This window comes from Halalkalibacter wakoensis JCM 9140, assembly GCF_000513095.1.
Lineage (GTDB): Bacteria > Bacillota > Bacilli > Bacillales > Bacillaceae_D > Halalkalibacter > Halalkalibacter wakoensis.
The window spans coordinates 1-15,471 of the sequence record NZ_BAUT01000088.1; the positions used below are offsets into that span (position 1 = coordinate 1).

The 15,471-nt window shown below is 35.9% G+C and carries 16 protein-coding genes and 2 pseudogenes; 8 read left to right on the forward strand and 10 right to left on the reverse strand.

The window, feature by feature from the left end:
• Window positions 1–82 precede the first annotated feature (82 nt).
• On the reverse strand, window positions 83–1,111 hold the full coding sequence (locus JCM9140_RS19595; protein ID WP_034633958.1) for a tyrosine-type recombinase/integrase: 1,029 nt from the start codon (window positions 1,109–1,111) through the stop codon (window positions 83–85).
• 392 nt (window positions 1,112–1,503) lie between these two features.
• Between JCM9140_RS19595 and xerS the strand changes: the two genes are divergently transcribed.
• Together xerS and JCM9140_RS19605 are read left to right on the forward strand one after the other, a co-directional pair.
• Window positions 1,504–2,589, forward strand: coding sequence for a tyrosine recombinase XerS (xerS, locus tag JCM9140_RS19600; protein ID WP_034750557.1), 1,086 nt, complete (start codon window positions 1,504–1,506; stop codon window positions 2,587–2,589).
• A gap of 211 nt (window positions 2,590–2,800) precedes the next feature.
• Window positions 2,801–4,225, forward strand: a complete 1,425-nt coding sequence (locus tag JCM9140_RS19605; RefSeq protein ID WP_439644322.1) for an SLC13 family permease — start codon at window positions 2,801–2,803, stop codon at window positions 4,223–4,225.
• A gap of 10 nt (window positions 4,226–4,235) precedes the next feature.
• Here the strand turns inward: JCM9140_RS19605 and JCM9140_RS19610 are convergent, their stop codons facing one another.
• From JCM9140_RS19610 to JCM9140_RS23975, 5 genes and pseudogenes are all read right to left on the reverse strand, one after another.
• The gene (locus JCM9140_RS19610; RefSeq protein WP_034750560.1) at window positions 4,236–4,889 is read right to left on the reverse strand and encodes a phosphatase PAP2 family protein; all 654 of its coding nucleotides are present in this window, start codon (window positions 4,887–4,889) and stop codon (window positions 4,236–4,238) included.
• A gap of 214 nt (window positions 4,890–5,103) precedes the next feature.
• Window positions 5,104–5,688, reverse strand: coding sequence for a TetR/AcrR family transcriptional regulator (locus JCM9140_RS19615; RefSeq protein WP_034750563.1), 585 nt, complete (start codon window positions 5,686–5,688; stop codon window positions 5,104–5,106).
• Window positions 5,689–6,406, reverse strand: a pseudogene (locus tag JCM9140_RS19620) (MBL fold metallo-hydrolase). It lies immediately after the preceding gene.
• A gap of 180 nt (window positions 6,407–6,586) precedes the next feature.
• Entirely contained in the window at window positions 6,587–7,576 is a 990-nt protein-coding gene (locus JCM9140_RS19625) for an LLM class flavin-dependent oxidoreductase (RefSeq protein ID WP_034750566.1), read from the reverse strand.
• Window positions 7,577–7,591: 15 nt separating this feature from the next.
• Window positions 7,592–7,732, reverse strand: a complete 141-nt coding sequence (locus JCM9140_RS23975) for a hypothetical protein (protein WP_156314934.1) — start codon at window positions 7,730–7,732, stop codon at window positions 7,592–7,594.
• A gap of 104 nt (window positions 7,733–7,836) precedes the next feature.
• Here JCM9140_RS23975 and JCM9140_RS19630 point away from each other — a divergent pair, with 104 nt between their 5' ends.
• Window positions 7,837–8,016 (forward strand): H-type small acid-soluble spore protein, encoded by a 180-nt coding sequence (locus JCM9140_RS19630; protein WP_034750569.1) that lies wholly within the window; start codon window positions 7,837–7,839, stop codon window positions 8,014–8,016.
• A 62-nt stretch (window positions 8,017–8,078) separates the two neighbouring features.
• Here JCM9140_RS19630 and JCM9140_RS19635 read toward each other — a convergent pair whose 3' ends face one another.
• Together JCM9140_RS19635 and JCM9140_RS23980 are read right to left on the reverse strand one after the other, a co-directional pair.
• On the reverse strand, window positions 8,079–8,288 hold the full coding sequence (locus tag JCM9140_RS19635; protein ID WP_034750572.1) for a hypothetical protein: 210 nt from the start codon (window positions 8,286–8,288) through the stop codon (window positions 8,079–8,081).
• A 49-nt stretch (window positions 8,289–8,337) separates the two neighbouring features.
• Complete coding sequence (locus JCM9140_RS23980) at window positions 8,338–8,514, reverse strand: hypothetical protein (RefSeq protein WP_166485471.1); 177 nt, start codon at window positions 8,512–8,514, stop codon at window positions 8,338–8,340.
• Window positions 8,515–8,676: 162 nt separating this feature from the next.
• Between JCM9140_RS23980 and JCM9140_RS19640 the strand changes: the two genes are divergently transcribed.
• The 3 genes from JCM9140_RS19640 (at window position 8,677) to JCM9140_RS19650 (ending at window position 10,087) form a co-directional block, all read left to right on the forward strand.
• Window positions 8,677–9,156 (forward strand): YsnF/AvaK domain-containing protein, encoded by a 480-nt coding sequence (locus JCM9140_RS19640; RefSeq protein ID WP_081727786.1) that lies wholly within the window; start codon window positions 8,677–8,679, stop codon window positions 9,154–9,156.
• A 102-nt stretch (window positions 9,157–9,258) separates the two neighbouring features.
• Window positions 9,259–9,744: a YsnF/AvaK domain-containing protein gene (locus JCM9140_RS19645; protein WP_052002396.1), complete on the forward strand. Its 486-nt coding sequence runs from the start codon at window positions 9,259–9,261 to the stop codon at window positions 9,742–9,744.
• A gap of 136 nt (window positions 9,745–9,880) precedes the next feature.
• Window positions 9,881–10,087, forward strand: coding sequence for an alpha/beta-type small acid-soluble spore protein (locus JCM9140_RS19650; protein WP_034750574.1), 207 nt, complete (start codon window positions 9,881–9,883; stop codon window positions 10,085–10,087).
• Window positions 10,088–10,130: 43 nt separating this feature from the next.
• On the opposite strand, the gene JCM9140_RS19655 is transcribed toward JCM9140_RS19650, so the two are convergent.
• Both JCM9140_RS19655 and JCM9140_RS19660 read right to left on the reverse strand, forming a co-directional pair.
• Window positions 10,131–10,388: a SunI/YnzG family protein gene (locus JCM9140_RS19655; protein ID WP_034750578.1), complete on the reverse strand. Its 258-nt coding sequence runs from the start codon at window positions 10,386–10,388 to the stop codon at window positions 10,131–10,133.
• A 157-nt stretch (window positions 10,389–10,545) separates the two neighbouring features.
• Window positions 10,546–11,603, reverse strand: a pseudogene (locus JCM9140_RS19660) (LLM class flavin-dependent oxidoreductase).
• Between the two features lie 258 nt (window positions 11,604–11,861).
• Here JCM9140_RS19660 and JCM9140_RS19665 point away from each other — a divergent pair.
• Entirely contained in the window at window positions 11,862–13,475 is a 1,614-nt protein-coding gene (locus JCM9140_RS19665) for a diguanylate cyclase domain-containing protein (RefSeq protein WP_034750580.1), read from the forward strand.
• 171 nt (window positions 13,476–13,646) lie between these two features.
• Window positions 13,647–15,209 carry a catalase gene (locus tag JCM9140_RS19670; protein ID WP_034750583.1) on the forward strand — a complete coding sequence of 521 codons (1,563 nt, stop codon included), beginning with the start codon at window positions 13,647–13,649 and terminating at the stop codon, window positions 15,207–15,209.
• The last annotated feature ends 262 nt before the right edge of the window (window positions 15,210–15,471 follow it).

Below are 15,471 nucleotides of genomic sequence, written 5' to 3' on the forward strand. Positions count from 1 at the left end.
TGATATATACACACATTAAGAATGATGATTTGAAAAATGCTGTTGATAATATGGATATACCTAAGACTGAAATTTAATTATGTTATAAATTGTCCTCGAAACTATTATAGAACCATTTCAAATTTGTAGATTTTTGAGCTAGTTGATCATTAACATATCTTAAATCATTTGTTCTTTTATACAAATTAATCGCGAAAGAATACCTTAGTCTTTGTGCAGTAAGTCCAACCATTCCAAAAGCTTCAGCATACTTGTCGATTATATTTTGAACTGCTCTAACACTAAGTGACTTCGCACTTTGAGAATACCTGGTTATGAATACATCAACTACATTTTCATTGGGATTATAACGCACCTTTCGAACCTTAAGATAGTTTTCTAAATCTACCTTTGCTTGTTCAGGTAAGACGGCAGTGCTTCGAGTGCAGTCATTAGTAATTATTTTATTTTTTTCTAAATCTAAATTCTCTAATTGCAGATTAGTGAGCTCCTTTACACGTAATCCACTTTCCAATAGTAAAGATATAATGGCAATATCGCGTTCTTTATTACGCTGATATAAAAGCAACTGTCTATTGTTCTTAATCATTAATTCATAATCTTTCACTATAAAAGTCCTGAATTTGTTATATTCTTCTTCAGTAAGAAATAGTGAGTCATCGAGCTTTTTAATACTATTGATATTTTCATTTTTAACTTTGGTTATTCTAATGTGAGAGACAGCATTGTAATTCAGATAAGGTTCACCATCATCAAACTCTGCTTTATAAGCTAGATAATTAAAAAGTGAACTCAATGCAGATAGCTTGCGTGAAACTGCAGAATCGCTCAGACCAGATTTATTATTTCTAGGATTGAAGATATTTGTCTCTAAGTATTTTTTAAATTGCACTATATCACGAGCCTTAAGATTTTGGAGATCTTTAAGAGAAACTTCCGAAATTAAACAGTTATTTAGCTTTGAATTCGATAGCCAATTAAAAAATGTTAGAAGATCAATAATATAACCTTCTTTGGTTTGTGTTACTAGATTACTGTTATCAAAATATTCTTTTACAAACCAAGGAAAACTATTTAATGTTTTATCTTTATTTTCTGAGCTAAGGGCCATGGTAATCAACCAACCTTTTTATTTAGTAAGACCTTTACACTAATATTAAATAAAATAGCTGATTGAATAAATAAAAAAGATTTACCAATTACTATTCTTAAAAAGGACACACGAGAATGCATATGAGTTTGCGTCATCGCTTTCGGTATGTATATAACTTTGATTCCCAACAGATAGAGAATAATGATGCTATTTAAGTGAAATTTCTCTTATGTATATAACTTCGGTTCCCATATGTATATGACTTTGCTTCAACGTACAAATGAAAAGAAGAGTAGAGGGTTTATCATCAGATCGCTCAAATAACATTATTACGTAAAATATAAATTTGACGTAATAAACGCAATGGATTAAAATGGAGTTAAATAATCAATACGTTTGGCGGTGATTTTTTGTCTAATAATCAGGCACAACAACACTATAAAAAATTAAACGATTTACTCGATTCATTGCCATGGTATGTGGCTGAATACATCAATCATAAAAAAAGAAAATTATCAGCAGCTTCTTTGCTAAATTACGCACATGATTATAAAATCTTTTTCCAGTGGCTTAAAACAGAAAATATACATACGGATAGCAAAAATCAACCATCTCTAGAGTTATTACAATCACTTACAACACAACAAGTTGAATCGTTCTTAACTTACTTGCAATATGAACTTAACAACAAAGAAGTTACAGTTAACCGAAAATTATCAGCATTAAAGTCGCTCTTTAACTACCTTCAAAACATCGCTGAAACACGCGACTTAGAACCATACATCAAACGAAATGTTATGGCCAAAATTGAATTTAATGAACTGAAAGAAAGCATGGAAACGACCGCGAATAAAATGGAAGGAAAAATCCTCTTAGGCGATGAATATGAGGCATTTAGGCAATTTATTGCAACAGATTACGGCTTACAAAATAAAGATAATAAGAAGCTCTACAATTTTCATTTGTTAAACCGTGAACGTGATACAGCGATTGTCTCCCTTATTTTAGGCTCAGGATTACGCCTTTCAGAAGTGGTTAATTTAGATTTAGATGATATCGATTATAGCAAATATACGGCAAGAGTCGTTCGTAAAGGAAACAAAGAACAATATGTTTATTTTAGCAAATTAGCGATGGATGACTTACATGAATATTTACGTATCCGCGACAATCGATATCAAGTCGATAAATCGAATAAAGCCTTATTTGTAGCTGCTGCAATGGGTCCAAAAGGAACACCGCGAAGATTAACAGCAAGGTCAATAGAAAAATTAATTGAAAAATATGCAACAGCATTTGGTAAGCCTTCTTTATCCGTACATAAATTACGACATTCTTTTGCAACTAGATACCATGCTGAAGTCAATGATGTACCGAAGCTACGTAGACAACTTGGACATTCGTCGATTCAAACTACGATGATTTACACACATATTAGCAATGATGATTTAAAGCACGCAGTTGATAAAATGGATATTCCTAAAGATGACCTCTAGTCTCTTTAGGAATTTTTTATTTTTATAAGTTTACATAATATATATTATCAGAAGTTAGTGTTCTAAAGTTTGTTTTATCTCATTTCAAAAGAATACTTTAAGTTTTGAGACAGAAAAGAAATTTATATAATCATTCATCTTATACCTTCTTGTCCTAATTCTCCTCTTTGTTTCATAACTTGTACTAAGACTTATAGATTGGCTGGTGATCATTATCCATTACTCAAACAGACAATGGATTGGCCTTTATTTAGGCCCGCTTTTAGCCCTTGTAACCTACTTTGTTCCAACTATTACTAATTTACAAGATGAGCCTAGAGCTGTGTTAGCTGTTACGTTTTTAGTTGCTACTTGGTGGATGACAGAGCCAATGCCAATTGCTGCAACCTCTCTCCTCCCTCTCATCCTTTTGCCAATAAGTGGAGGAACTAGTTATGAAGTGGTTTCATCTGCTTATTTTCATCCAATTATCTTTATGTTTTTAGGTGGCTTTACTATTGCATTAGCTATTGAAAAATGGAACTTACATAAACGGATTGCGATGAAAATTCTGTTAACAATTGGGACAAGTACGAGAATGATTTTATTAGGTATATTAATAGCGACAGCCTTTTTATCCATGTGGATCTCAAATGCCGCTACTGCTTTGATGATGTTTCCAGTTGTTGTTGCTCTAATCTCGGAGGTACAGGAAAGGAACTTGTTTGATCAGAAGTCAATAGAATCCTTCTCTAAAGCGCTTTTGCTGACTGTAGCCTATTCTGCTTCAATTGGAGGTTTGGCAACTTTAATAGGCTCAGCTCCCAATGCCGTATTAGCAGGGATATCCAATTCTGTTCTACATTATAGTATTTCGTTTGCTGATTGGTTTTTATTTGCCTTCCCTATTACGGTCGTCCTGCTAGTGTTGTTGTATGTTATGATTATTTTTCGGTTTCCTTTATCACCTGGAACTAAAATACCAACAACGATCGTAAAAGATCAAATAAAGATATTAGGAAACATAACTCAAGAAGAAAAAGCGATTTCAATCGTTTTTATAAGTACGGTATTTTTATGGATTTTCGGTGGGTTTTTCCCTATTGAACTAACAGATACAAACATTGCTCTTTTAGGTGCGCTAGCTCTTTTTCTTATACCAAGTCAAACGAGTCATGGAATGTTAATGAATTGGACTGATATGAAGGAACTGCCTTGGGGAATTTTGTTTTTATTTGGTGGTGGGTTATCCATTGCAGCTGCTTTTGAAGCAACAAATTTAACAGGGTGGATCGGAATGCATCTAAGTTCAATTGGCCAATTGCCATACATTGTTTTACTCGTTTTCTTTGCTGCGTCTCTCCTTTTTATGACAGAACTGTTGTCAAATACAGCTGTTGCAAACATGTTTATCCCAATTTCTATCGGAATTGCAAGTGGAATTGGTGTAGAACCGCATGCCTTAATGACTATTGTCGCACTAGCCTCAACTTGTGCCTTCATGCTCCCGGTCTCTACACCTCCTAATGCTGTCGTATTCGGGTCAAATCTAATCTCTATTCAAGATATGGTAAAAACAGGTTTCCGGTTAAATATCATTGCCATTTTGGTGATTGTTGCTGCTGTTTATTTCTGGCTTCCTTTCTTCTTTCACTAATTGATTTAGATCATTTTTTTCTTAACTGTTTGGTATATTGTTTATCCTTCATGTATTGATAAATCCAAATCGTTAAAAAGAGCCAAGTACCACTTACTAAGTAACCTCCTAAAATATCACTTGGGTAATGAACTCCTAAGTATACTCTGCTTAATCCAATTGATAAAATCATAAAAACAGTAAAAACGATCAACATGATTCGCCAAATTGAATCCTTTATATGTCGCCAAAATAAAAACGTAATGATCCCATAAAGTGAAAGAGCAGCCATGGAGTGACCGCTTGGATAACTAAAACCCGTTTCAATCACTAATTGATTCAAAGGTCTCTCCCGTTTAAACACATATTTTAGCAATTGATTTAGTCCTAAAGAACCTAATGATACAACGATAAATAAAATGACTTCATCACGATTATGGTAAAGTTTATATATTACAGCTAAAGAGATAATCGATAAAATAATTACTGGCCATGTATTTCCAATAAAACTTAATGTGATCATTCCGTTTGTGACAATTGGATGTTCAAATTGGCGAACAAATTCAATAATATTCTCGTCAAACATCAACGTCTCATCCGTCATAACAAAGTAAGTTAATGTGATAAAACTAATAAATGGTACAATGCCGAGGAGAAATAGTCTTACCCATAATGTGGCCTTCAAAAGATGATACCTCCTAAAAAAGGGTTGTATTGTATTGTTTCGCCCTTTTTTTGAATTATTCTTCTTTCAGATACAACACCATAAGTCAGACTATTCTGGTAATAACCAAACATTTCCTGGGGAAGCGCATATTTTTACAAATTTGTCAATGTGTCGACTGATCTTCCATCGAGAAATGTCGAAAATTCAGAAATAAAAAAGCAGGTTAGGTAGCCTAATCTGCTTTTTTATCTGCTAATGTTCTGATGCCGGCAATGAAAGTATCAATTAGTAGGTCCATACTTTCATTGACATTTAAAGAAAGCCCAAAGCCTCCTCGTTGTTCCAATGAAGCAAAACCATGAAGCATGCTTCTTAATCCTCTAACGAAATGAAGCATTTCATCTTCATTTAACTGGTAAGGGATTAAAGCGTCAATGGCTAACTGTACAATCTTATTTCCTTCAGCTTGAAGGGCAGGATTGGATGAATCAGGTGCATTTAATGTAGCCTCGTATAACCCAGGATGCTTTCTTGCAAAGTTTATATAGGATAGTGATAAATTTTTTATTGCTTCATCTTTAGTTGCATTTTCTTTGATGGATTTAGTTAACTCTTCATAAAGACGCTGCATGCCAAATAAAGCCAACTTGTTTCTTAAATCTTGTAGTCCTTCAATATGATTGTAAAGCGATGGTGGCTTAATGGATAGTTTATTAGCCAACGTAGTAATTGTTAATACTTCAAGTCCGTCTTGGTCCGCAATCTCGGTTGCTGCTTGAAGCAATGTGTGTAAATCGAGACCTATTCTAGGAGACATTTAAATAACCTTCTTTTTCATTTTAAGATTTTGTTCAGCTTGAGCAATTGCCTCTGTCAGTGCTTGGTTTGGATTAAGTATCATTTTACCATGTCCTACTGCTATTAATGAAGGGTTAGTGTCAAGAATCTTATAGCACTTTGAAGCGCAACAACAGGATCCCATGTTGCTAGTGCCGGAAATGGAAATGGCCACCTCATCTGCCAGATACGGCTATCCCCCCTCTCGTTTGAAAAGCATCACCTGCAATAATAGATTGATCGCGTGTATCGATAAAAGACATTGAACCAGGTGTGTGCCCAGGTGTTGATAGTGCTTGTAACGAACCAATTATGTCACCATCTTTTAGATAGACATCTGGTATAGTTCGTACTTTTTTCGGTACACCACCTCTTATAGGTAAGGGAGATTCATGAGGAAGAATGGTTTTGTCGCCCTTTAATATAAGAGCCTCTCTTTCGGAAATATAAACTTTGGCTTCTGACAAAATGTTCTTTAAACTATCTAATGACCCAACATGGTCATCGTGCGCATGTGTTAAAACAATTCGAGTAATTGGCTTTCCTATCATTTTTTCATGGTTTAAGATGGCATTTGTACTATATGGTAAAGCCGCATCAATTAATGTTAGTTCATGTTCTTCTTCAATCAAATAGCAACTAACAGGAAAAACACGAGGTAAAAAGGTTAGTTGGTATAAATGATTTTTTCTTATCACTGTAAACCCTCCTTATAAAACTAACGCTATTAGTTTTTAATATAAACTAATAGCGTTAGTTTGGCAATGGGTTTTTACCTATTAGCCGTACTTTTTTAACCAAGTACTAAGCGTTCCTTTAACGGCGACCGAATCAAATAGTCCGAAAAGGTGTTGATCATTATTATCGTTAGTCATTCTTTACAACAGTTCTCTTGACAACAATCGATATGACTCAAGACGGTCATTTGCATCATGGGTTATGGTCACAACCATAATTTCATCGCAGTTATAGTCTTTTTGTAACGCTAATAATTGCTCCTTAACTGATACTGGGTTACCTACAATCATTCTGTCCTTCATGTTGTTGATCTTTCCTTTCTCTATTTGGGTGAGCGGATAGCTTTTTGCTTCTTCCGCTGAAGGTACGCCATTACGTCCCTCACCTTTATCTGTTAGAACCTTCCAAACAAGTGAGCTAAGTGCTATTTCTTCTGCTTTCTGATTAGTTTCTGAACAGATTACCGAAACGGTAAGAATGACATTCGCTTCCTGCTTCGATGAGACAAAATTCTTTCTATAGAGTTCGATAATCTCTTTCCCATCATTGTCACTCATAAATAATCCAAATGCATAAAACATACCATTTTCAGCTGCTAGCTCGGCACTTTTCTTACTTGTCCCGAGTAGCCAAGCTTCAGGAGGAGTTTCCGGGACAGGAGCAGCCCTGACCGTAGAATACTTATGCCCTTTTGGAAACGTTCCATTAATAAACTGCAATAGCTCAACTACAGAGGTTGGCATATTAAACACGTTTTGTAAAAAGTTATCAGAAAGAGCGTTAGTTACTTCTGCTGATCCTCCAGGTGCCCGTCCGATTCCTATATCAATACGATTAGGAAACAATGTAGCAAGCGTATTATACAATTCTGCTACTTTATAAGGCTTATAGTGTGGCAGTAATACAGCACCACTACCTATTCTTATTGATTTTGTATGTGCTCCGATATAACCCAGCATAACTTCAGGTGCAGAACAAGCAAGACCAGCCAAATCATGATGCTCAGCAATCCAATACCGTGTAAATCCTAAATCCTCACCTGCTTTAGCTAACTTTACCGATTCCTGCAAGGCCACAGCAGGGGTTTGATTAGATGAAATTGGTGCTTGATCTAATATACTTAACTTCATTTTTTTCCCTTCCCTTTAATGCGTTGAAATATTGCTATTTATTGGAGTCATTTCATCGTCATTAAACTCATCATCATTTGATAAATTAGTCAATAAAACATTTACTATCATTATTCCTAGAACAACAGCCAAGATTATCCACGTTTTCTTTTTCATTATGCACTCCTTTAATCAAAATCTCTGCTTCATAAATTTAGTATGAATAACTGCTATTTTTATTGCAAATAGTAAGTTCGTAAATAGAAAGTGGAGGAAATAAAATGAATAAACAACGAGCTCAAGAGATTGCTGCTTCACCTATAATGGCACATGTTACGTATAACAATACCCCAGTTTATATTCAAAACGTAAGTAATGTCCATGATATTGCTAGAATTTTCCCGCTAGATGAACCACAAAATGAATTTGACGTAGATTTATCTAGTTTAATTGAACATTAAAAGAAGTTCTGTAGGTAAATTATTTAAGGGTTGTCCAGTTAGGACAACCCTTTTGTGTTGATTTATAAATTTTCGTTTATTTGCGCTATTTCTTTTTCCGCTATATCTTCGTTAGCTCTTTCTAGCTCCTTATGCTCATCTACTGAATCTCCAGCATAACGATCTATGTTATAGTCAGGGTGTTCAGGATCCACTTCCGTTCTCATACCAATTTCCCCTTGAGAGTAAGTTTTACTTGGCATTTTAAATTCTTTGTTGTTTTTGTTAGTCATTACAATCACCTCATTTTAGGATTTGTAAAAGTTGTTTCTTCTACCCTGATTAACGTTCCCTATCTTTAGAGTCCTCTTGATAATGCTCGTTTAAATAAGGATTTTCCGTTGTTGCAAAGTTAACCGATAACAAACTTTCCTCTGGATCTAAACCATACAGCCCTTTTCTTTTGTTTGATTCGTCTTCTCCACTTTGAAATTGTGGGTCTTTCCTTTTGTTAGTCATGTCTAATCTCGCCTCTTTCTAGATACTCATAAATGACAGTATTCCACTTAAAAGACATGACTATTAGTATGAAACGTACCTGTTTATTCCAGCGAATAGTAAAGTTTTTAAGAAGCATAATAAAATTTGTACGATCAACCACATTCTTAGGAGGTTTTCATAATGGGCTTTTTTGATTTGTTTAACGAAGAAGAAGAAACTCAAAAGGAAATCCGCAAAGAGCGACGTGAGGATGATCGACGTGAAGATGTTGAATTTGCACAAGAAAGTGCACACCTTGATCTTCGCGAAGAAGAACTTGATATTGATAAATATCGTGTAGAAACAGGAGATGTTACTCTTCACAAAGATATTGTAGAAGAAGAAAAAGCTGTTAATGTTCCAGTTTCCCATGATCAAGTTGTCATTGAACAAAGAGCGGTTGATCATGAACCAACTGATGAGCCAATCACAGAGGAAGAAACCATTCACATTCCAGTAACGGCAGAAAAAATCGATGTTGATAAGCATACTGTTGTTACAGGTGAAATTTCCGCTCATAAACGTTCAGTTCAAGAAACAGAACAAGTTCGAGATGTTCTTCATAAAGAAGTTGCTGAAGTTGAAGAACATGGTGACACAGACATCATTAGAGAAGATTAATTAAGTCAAATCTTTCTACCCTACTTACTTCAGTAAGTAGGGTTTTTTTCATAAAACACCTTAGAATAAGGAAAGCTATAAAAAAACATTCAGGAGGTCCCCATGGGAAAGCACATTCTTATTGGTGCCGCGGTTGGATTGTTAGTAGCGTGGCTGTTAAATGTTAACATACTCGCAGGATTGATTATTGGTGGAGCTTTCGGTAGTATCATCCGGATTCTTTTGGAAAAGAGGACTGAACCATCAGAAACATTAAGGCTTCATGAAGAGGAGTTGGATATTACCAAAAAACGAGTGCAAACGGGAGAGGTAAAAATCCACCATGAAGTAGTGGACGATCAAAAAACCATTACCATTCCTATAAAACGTCAGGAAATGGTTATAGAAGCAGCCAATGAAGAGGAACTACGTATACCAATTAAAGAAGAAGAAATTGAAATTCGGAAACGACCTGTGAAAGTGAATGAAGTTTCCGTTTCAAAACACCAGATCGAAAAGATAGAAACCATTACAGAAAAACTCAAAAAAGAAGTAGCGGATGTGGAAGTAAAAGGTGAAGCGGACATAATAAAAAATGGCGATAATTAAATGACATTCTTTATAACGCTTATAAAAAAGCGTTATATTTTTGGGGGGATGGAAGTATTTACATAGAAACATTTCACATAAAACCACCCTTACCTCTACATACTATAAATCAAAACCAAGAAAGAGGTGTTTAAACATGGCAAGTAACAACAATAATTCAAATCAATTATTAGTTCCTGGTGTACAGCAAGCATTGGATCAAATGAAGTACGAAATTGCGTCAGAATTTGGAGTTCAATTAGGAGCTGACACAACTTCCCGTGCGAATGGCTCAGTTGGTGGAGAAATTACAAAAAGATTAGTTCAAATGGCTGAGCAGCAAATGGGTGGATCTCAGTATTAATAGTAAAATCGAGCACTTGCATCATGCAAGTGCTCGATTTATTTTAGGATAGATAAGAGATAATCTTCTCTTTTAATGATGGTTGGCTAGTATACAGCAAATATGTTTTGTTTTTCGTTTTAATTGTCACTCGATCAGTTGTCCCATATGGGTAGCCTATACGTATAGCTGGTTTTTCTTCACCGCCATACGTCTCGTCACTAAAAACCTCAACAATATCTGAAATGAGTATACGTATAGTACTTAATTGCCATTTAATTTCGATATGTTCTGCAAGCTTCTTTACTTTAACTTCAAACAATGCCTTTCCCCCATTAGTCAATTTTACTGTATATACGAGAACCGAATGGGATTGGTTTCATTTACCTGGGATCTATTTTGTTTGTCTTTACTTTATTCGTTTTTTAAAGAAATTGGAACGATTAAAAATTTTATTACTAACAAAATAAGAAGAATCTTTACGTTTTTGAAGTGTATTTTCTGATCGCAGGTAAGATTTCAGTACCGATCAACTCAAGATTTTTCTCTAACCGTTCAAATGGAACTCCTCCGAAATCAATTTGAGCAATGTACCGCTGATGACCGTACATTTCATGCTGATACAGGATCTTTTCAATAATTTGCTGCGGACTACCTATATTCATCACATTATAAGGGTCAACCCCTTGTGCATAAGCATCTTTTGGAAAACCTCGTCCATTCGTACGCTTCATCCCTTCATTAATATGTGGATATGTATCTTCAATAGCTTGTTGTGACGTTTCGGTGCATAGAAAAACCCAGCTGTTGCGACTGGCAACTCTGACGGGTCAAATCCTCCCTGCTTGGCAGCTTCACGATACGCATCGATCGAGCGCTTAAAGCTCATCACATGACCACCTAAATGAGCAAGAAACATCGGTACACCCGCAAAACCTGCTTTAATCGCACTTCCTGGTGACCCTCCAACAGCCCGCCAAATGGGCATAAAACCATTTTGTGGTCGTGGTAAAATTTGTGCATCATTTAATGGAGCACGGAATTCACCCTTCCAATTCACCGTTTCATTTTCATTTATCTGCCGCAGTAAATCAAATTTCTCTTCAAATAATTCTTCATAATTCTTGACGTCATATCCTAAAAGGTCGAAAAGACCAATACGAGAAGCACGGCCAGCAACAATTTCCGCACGCCCTTTCGAGATTAAATCAATGGTAGCGAAATCTTCATATACACGGACCGGATCTGATGTACTAACAATCGTGGATGAACTTGCAATCTTGATTTTGCTTGTTGCCTGCGCAATGGCTGACAAAACAACCGTATGGGCCTGTGTAGCAAAATATTCTTGATGACTTTCTCCCACACTAAAAAAATCAACCCCTGCCTGTTCTGCTAACTTTGCATAATTAATAATTTCCTCTATCCGCTCTCCTGCAGACATTCTATCTCCTGTTAGAGGATTAGGTAAATGGTCCCCTAATGTATAAATTCCAAATTCAAGTCCTTTGCTTTGGTCAATACGATACTTCTTCATTTACAACATCCCTGCCTCCCATAACTTGTAAGTTGTTTCTTTACACTTTCTAGAATAGTTCTTCCATTCATTATAAATTGTTCAATCGAGAAAATATATCAGGATGCTCATGAATAGACCGTAAGTCCAGGTTCGATTTCATCTTGTACAAAAATCCGCACAGCTTTCTATTTCATAAATTCTTAAAATCTTCTACTTCCTATGTGACTTTTGTATGATACTATTATACAGACTATTAGTATGTATGGAGTGGGTCTGATGAAGGTTTTTAAAAGTATGCGAGCACGCCTTTCCATTATTTTTGTATTTGTTTCTATTATTCTCATACTTCTATTAAGTCTCATCATCGGTCAGCGATCGATTAATGAGGTTCAAAATGAAATCGGGAATTCCCTTGGAGAAGTTGCTTTTATAACTGGAGAAATTTTAGATCAATATATGTGGTCAAGGTATGGAGAAGTTGCTACTCTCAGCCAGTTAACAGCATTAAGGGAACCTGAGAATTTAGAAGAAATCGAAAATCTTATCAATCATTTACAAGATAATATTCCATCCTTTTCTTGGATTGGATTTACAGACAAAGATGGTGTCGTTCTTGCTTCAACTGATGGTATTCTTCGAGGTGTTGATATATCAGCTAGGCCCGTTTATACAGAAGCACAAACGACAACATTTATAGGAGATGTCCATGAAGCGGTTCTTCTTGCTGAGTTATTACCTAATCCAACAGGAGAGCCAATGAAGTTTGTTGATATTAGTACACCTATATTCGACTCAAATAATCAATTTATTGGTGTATTAGCTGCTCATTTAAGCTGGGAATGGGTTAAAGAAGTAGAAGAATCCATGTTAAATACCTTACAAAATCGTAGTAATATTGAATTTATTATTGTAAGTAAACAAGATGATCATGTTCTTCTCGGCCCTGCTGAAATGATTGGGCACGTTTTGAATGTAAATAGTGTTGAATTAGCGAAAGAGCATCAGCATGGTTGGGTGCTTGAAACATGGGATGATCATCAATATCTTACAGGCTATGTCTTGACTGAAGGCTATAAAAATTACCCAGGCTTAGGCTGGACCATTCTAGTTAGACAACCATTGGAAGCTGCTTATGCCCCTGCTCAGAAATTATTACATGATCTTATCTCCTATGCTTTGGTTCTTATCTTACTATTTGCAGTGCTAGGATGGTTTCTGGCAGGACAGGTAACAAGACCTTTAAACGAAATTACAAAAGTAGCTAATAAGATCAAAGAAGGAGAAAATGTTGAAGTTCCAAAATACAAAGGGATTAATGAAATTGAAATTTTGTCAGACTCCCTTCGAAATCTTCTTGCGGCGCTATCCAAAACGGAAACAGCTCTTGTGAAAATGGAAGATGTAGCACATCATGATCAATTAACTGGGCTACCCAATCGACATGCTCTAACTGCTTATTTTGAGAAAGTTATTCATAAGTACAACACTCTTACTATTCTGTATTTAGATTTAGATGGCTTTAAAAAGGTAAATGATCAATGGGGACACGACACCGGTGATCAGTTGTTAAAAGAAGTTAGTCAGCGTCTAAAACAAAATGTACGAAATGAAGAGTTTATTTCTCGTATTGGTGGCGATGAATTTATGATCGTCTTAACAAATGAAAACGCACCAATTAAAAATGGGACAATTGTTGGTGAAAGAATCATTTCTATGGTTAATGAGCCTTACTACATAGATGAACATTCCATCTCAGTTGGCTGTACTATTGGTGGGGCTATTTGGCATTGTGAAGGAAATTCAACTATGGGTGAAGTCATTCAACTTGCTGACCAAGCTGTTTACCACGCGAAACGCTCAGGAAAGAACCGGATTTATTTTACTGAATAGGTTTTTCATATTACGTGTCCAAAAATGCGTTGCCCCTCTAAGGTGCAGCGTATTTTTTATTTAAGAAATGACAAAGACTTTCTATTTTTTCTATATTTTTACTGTACACCTTACATATTCCTTCATTTTATGGAAATACTTTCATATGAATTGATTTTAGGAGGTTTATGAATGAGTGATCAAAATCAACACAATGAATCGGAAGAAACCTTAACGAACCGACAAGGACATCCTGTTACGAACAATCAAAGTGTTCGTACAGTTGGAAATAGAGGTCCAACGACATTAGAGAACTATGACTTTTTAGAAAAGATTAGCCACTTTGATCGTGAGAGAACGCCAGAACGAGTCGTACATGCTCGTGGTGCAGGAGCTCATGGATACTTTCAATCATATGGCACAGTAGATGGTAAACCAATCTCAAACTATACAAGAGCAAAAGTCTTTACAAATACAGATGCAAAAACACCTGTTTTTGTTCGTTTTTCAACAGTCGTTCACGGTGGCCACTCCCCTGAAACGTTACGAGATCCAAGAGGATTTGCAATTAAATTTTATACAGAGGATGGAAACTGGGATTTAGTTGGGAACAATCTGAAGATCTTCTTTATTCGCGATCCATTAAAATTCCCTGATATGGTTCACTCATTTAAACCTGATCCAGTCACAAATGCACATGATCCGGAACGTATGTTTGACTTTTTGTGTCAAACTCCAGAATCTGCTCACATGATTACATTTTTGTTTTCTCCATGGGGCATCCCGGCAAATTATCGTCAAATGCAAGGTTCGGGAGTACATGCGTATAAGTGGGTAAACGAAGAAGGAAAAGGCGTGTTAGTCAAGTATCACTGGGAGCCCGTACAAGGAATTAAAAATTTAACTCAAAAAGAAGCAGATGAAATTCAAAAAAGTGATTTTAACCATGCGACACTTGATTTGTATAAAGCAATTGAACAAGGTGACTATCCTGAATGGGAACTGTATGTTCAAATTATGGAAGACGGTGAGCATCCTGAGTTAGATTTTGATCCGTTAGATCCTACGAAGCTTTGGTATAAAGACGATTATCCTTGGCATAAAGTCGGGAAAATGGTTTTAAACAAAAACCCTGAAAATTATTTTGCAGAGGTGGAACAATCGGCGTTCGGTACAGGAGTACTTGTTGATGGCCTGGACTTCTCTCATGATAAGCTGCTTCAAGGTCGTACGTTCTCTTACTCTGATACTCAACGTTACCGTGTTGGATCAAACTACTTACAACTACCAATTAACAAAGCAAAAAAACATGTTGCAACGAACCAAGAAGCCGGTCAAATGGATTTTAGAACGGACTTTGGTAAGCACCAGGATCCGCATGTTAATTACGAACCTTCTCTTATTGGTGGTCTAAAAGAAGCGAAGAATCCAGGAAAAGAACATGAACCGTACGTAGAAGGAAATGTCAAACGGGAGAAAATTTCTCGTGAGAACAACTTCGGTCAAGCTGGTGAAACCTATCGTAGGTTTAGTGATTGGGAGCGAGATGAATTAATCTCCAATCTTGTCGGAGCATTATCTACCTGTCGAAAAGAAATTCAAGAGCGAATGGTAGATATCTTTAGCCAATGTGACGAAGAATACGGTAGAAGAGTTCGCGAAGGTCTTGAAAAAGCAGGAACAAACCAAGATACGAAAATGGAAGAAGCGGTGGAACAATCGAAAGAAATGGGACATCCTTCCGATCCTTATTAAAACCTATATAAGTGAGCTGAACCTAATAAGCTTCAGCTCATTCATCTTATTCTAGTATTTTCACACTATGTATCCTCCCCTCCCTTCTCTTAGTTGTAATCTCTATGTAAACAAATTGTAATACTAATCTAGTTCATGCGTTCATAGAGATAAAATATACAAGATAACAAAAGAATTAATTAGGAGGATCATTTTATGAATAAATTTATTTTTCTATTAACATTCCTAGCAGCTCTATTCTTTGCTGCTCCAGTTTTTGGAT

What these genes read in the sequence shown, in the direction of transcription:
- JCM9140_RS19640 (WP_081727786.1), top strand. Translation starts at nt 8,677, where the DNA reads ATGGGCTTTTTTGATTTGTTTAACGAAGAAGAAGAAACTCAAAAGGAA.
- JCM9140_RS19650 (WP_034750574.1), top strand. Translation starts at nt 9,881, where the DNA reads ATGGCAAGTAACAACAATAATTCAAATCAATTATTAGTTCCTGGTGTA.
- JCM9140_RS19635 (WP_034750572.1), bottom strand. Translation starts at nt 8,288, where the DNA reads ATGACTAACAAAAACAACAAAGAATTTAAAATGCCAAGTAAAACTTAC.
- JCM9140_RS19625 (WP_034750566.1), bottom strand. Translation starts at nt 7,576, where the DNA reads ATGAAGTTAAGTATATTAGATCAAGCACCAATTTCATCTAATCAAACC.
- JCM9140_RS19670 (WP_034750583.1), top strand. Translation starts at nt 13,647, where the DNA reads ATGAGTGATCAAAATCAACACAATGAATCGGAAGAAACCTTAACGAAC.
- JCM9140_RS19645 (WP_052002396.1), top strand. Translation starts at nt 9,259, where the DNA reads ATGGGAAAGCACATTCTTATTGGTGCCGCGGTTGGATTGTTAGTAGCG.
- JCM9140_RS19665 (WP_034750580.1), top strand. Translation starts at nt 11,862, where the DNA reads ATGAAGGTTTTTAAAAGTATGCGAGCACGCCTTTCCATTATTTTTGTA.
- JCM9140_RS23980 (WP_166485471.1), bottom strand. Translation starts at nt 8,514, where the DNA reads ATGACTAACAAAAGGAAAGACCCACAATTTCAAAGTGGAGAAGACGAA.
- JCM9140_RS23975 (WP_156314934.1), bottom strand. Translation starts at nt 7,732, where the DNA reads ATGAAAAAGAAAACGTGGATAATCTTGGCTGTTGTTCTAGGAATAATG.
- JCM9140_RS19595 (WP_034633958.1), bottom strand. Translation starts at nt 1,111, where the DNA reads ATGGCCCTTAGCTCAGAAAATAAAGATAAAACATTAAATAGTTTTCCT.
- JCM9140_RS19630 (WP_034750569.1), top strand. Translation starts at nt 7,837, where the DNA reads ATGAATAAACAACGAGCTCAAGAGATTGCTGCTTCACCTATAATGGCA.
- JCM9140_RS19615 (WP_034750563.1), bottom strand. Translation starts at nt 5,688, where the DNA reads ATGTCTCCTAGAATAGGTCTCGATTTACACACATTGCTTCAAGCAGCA.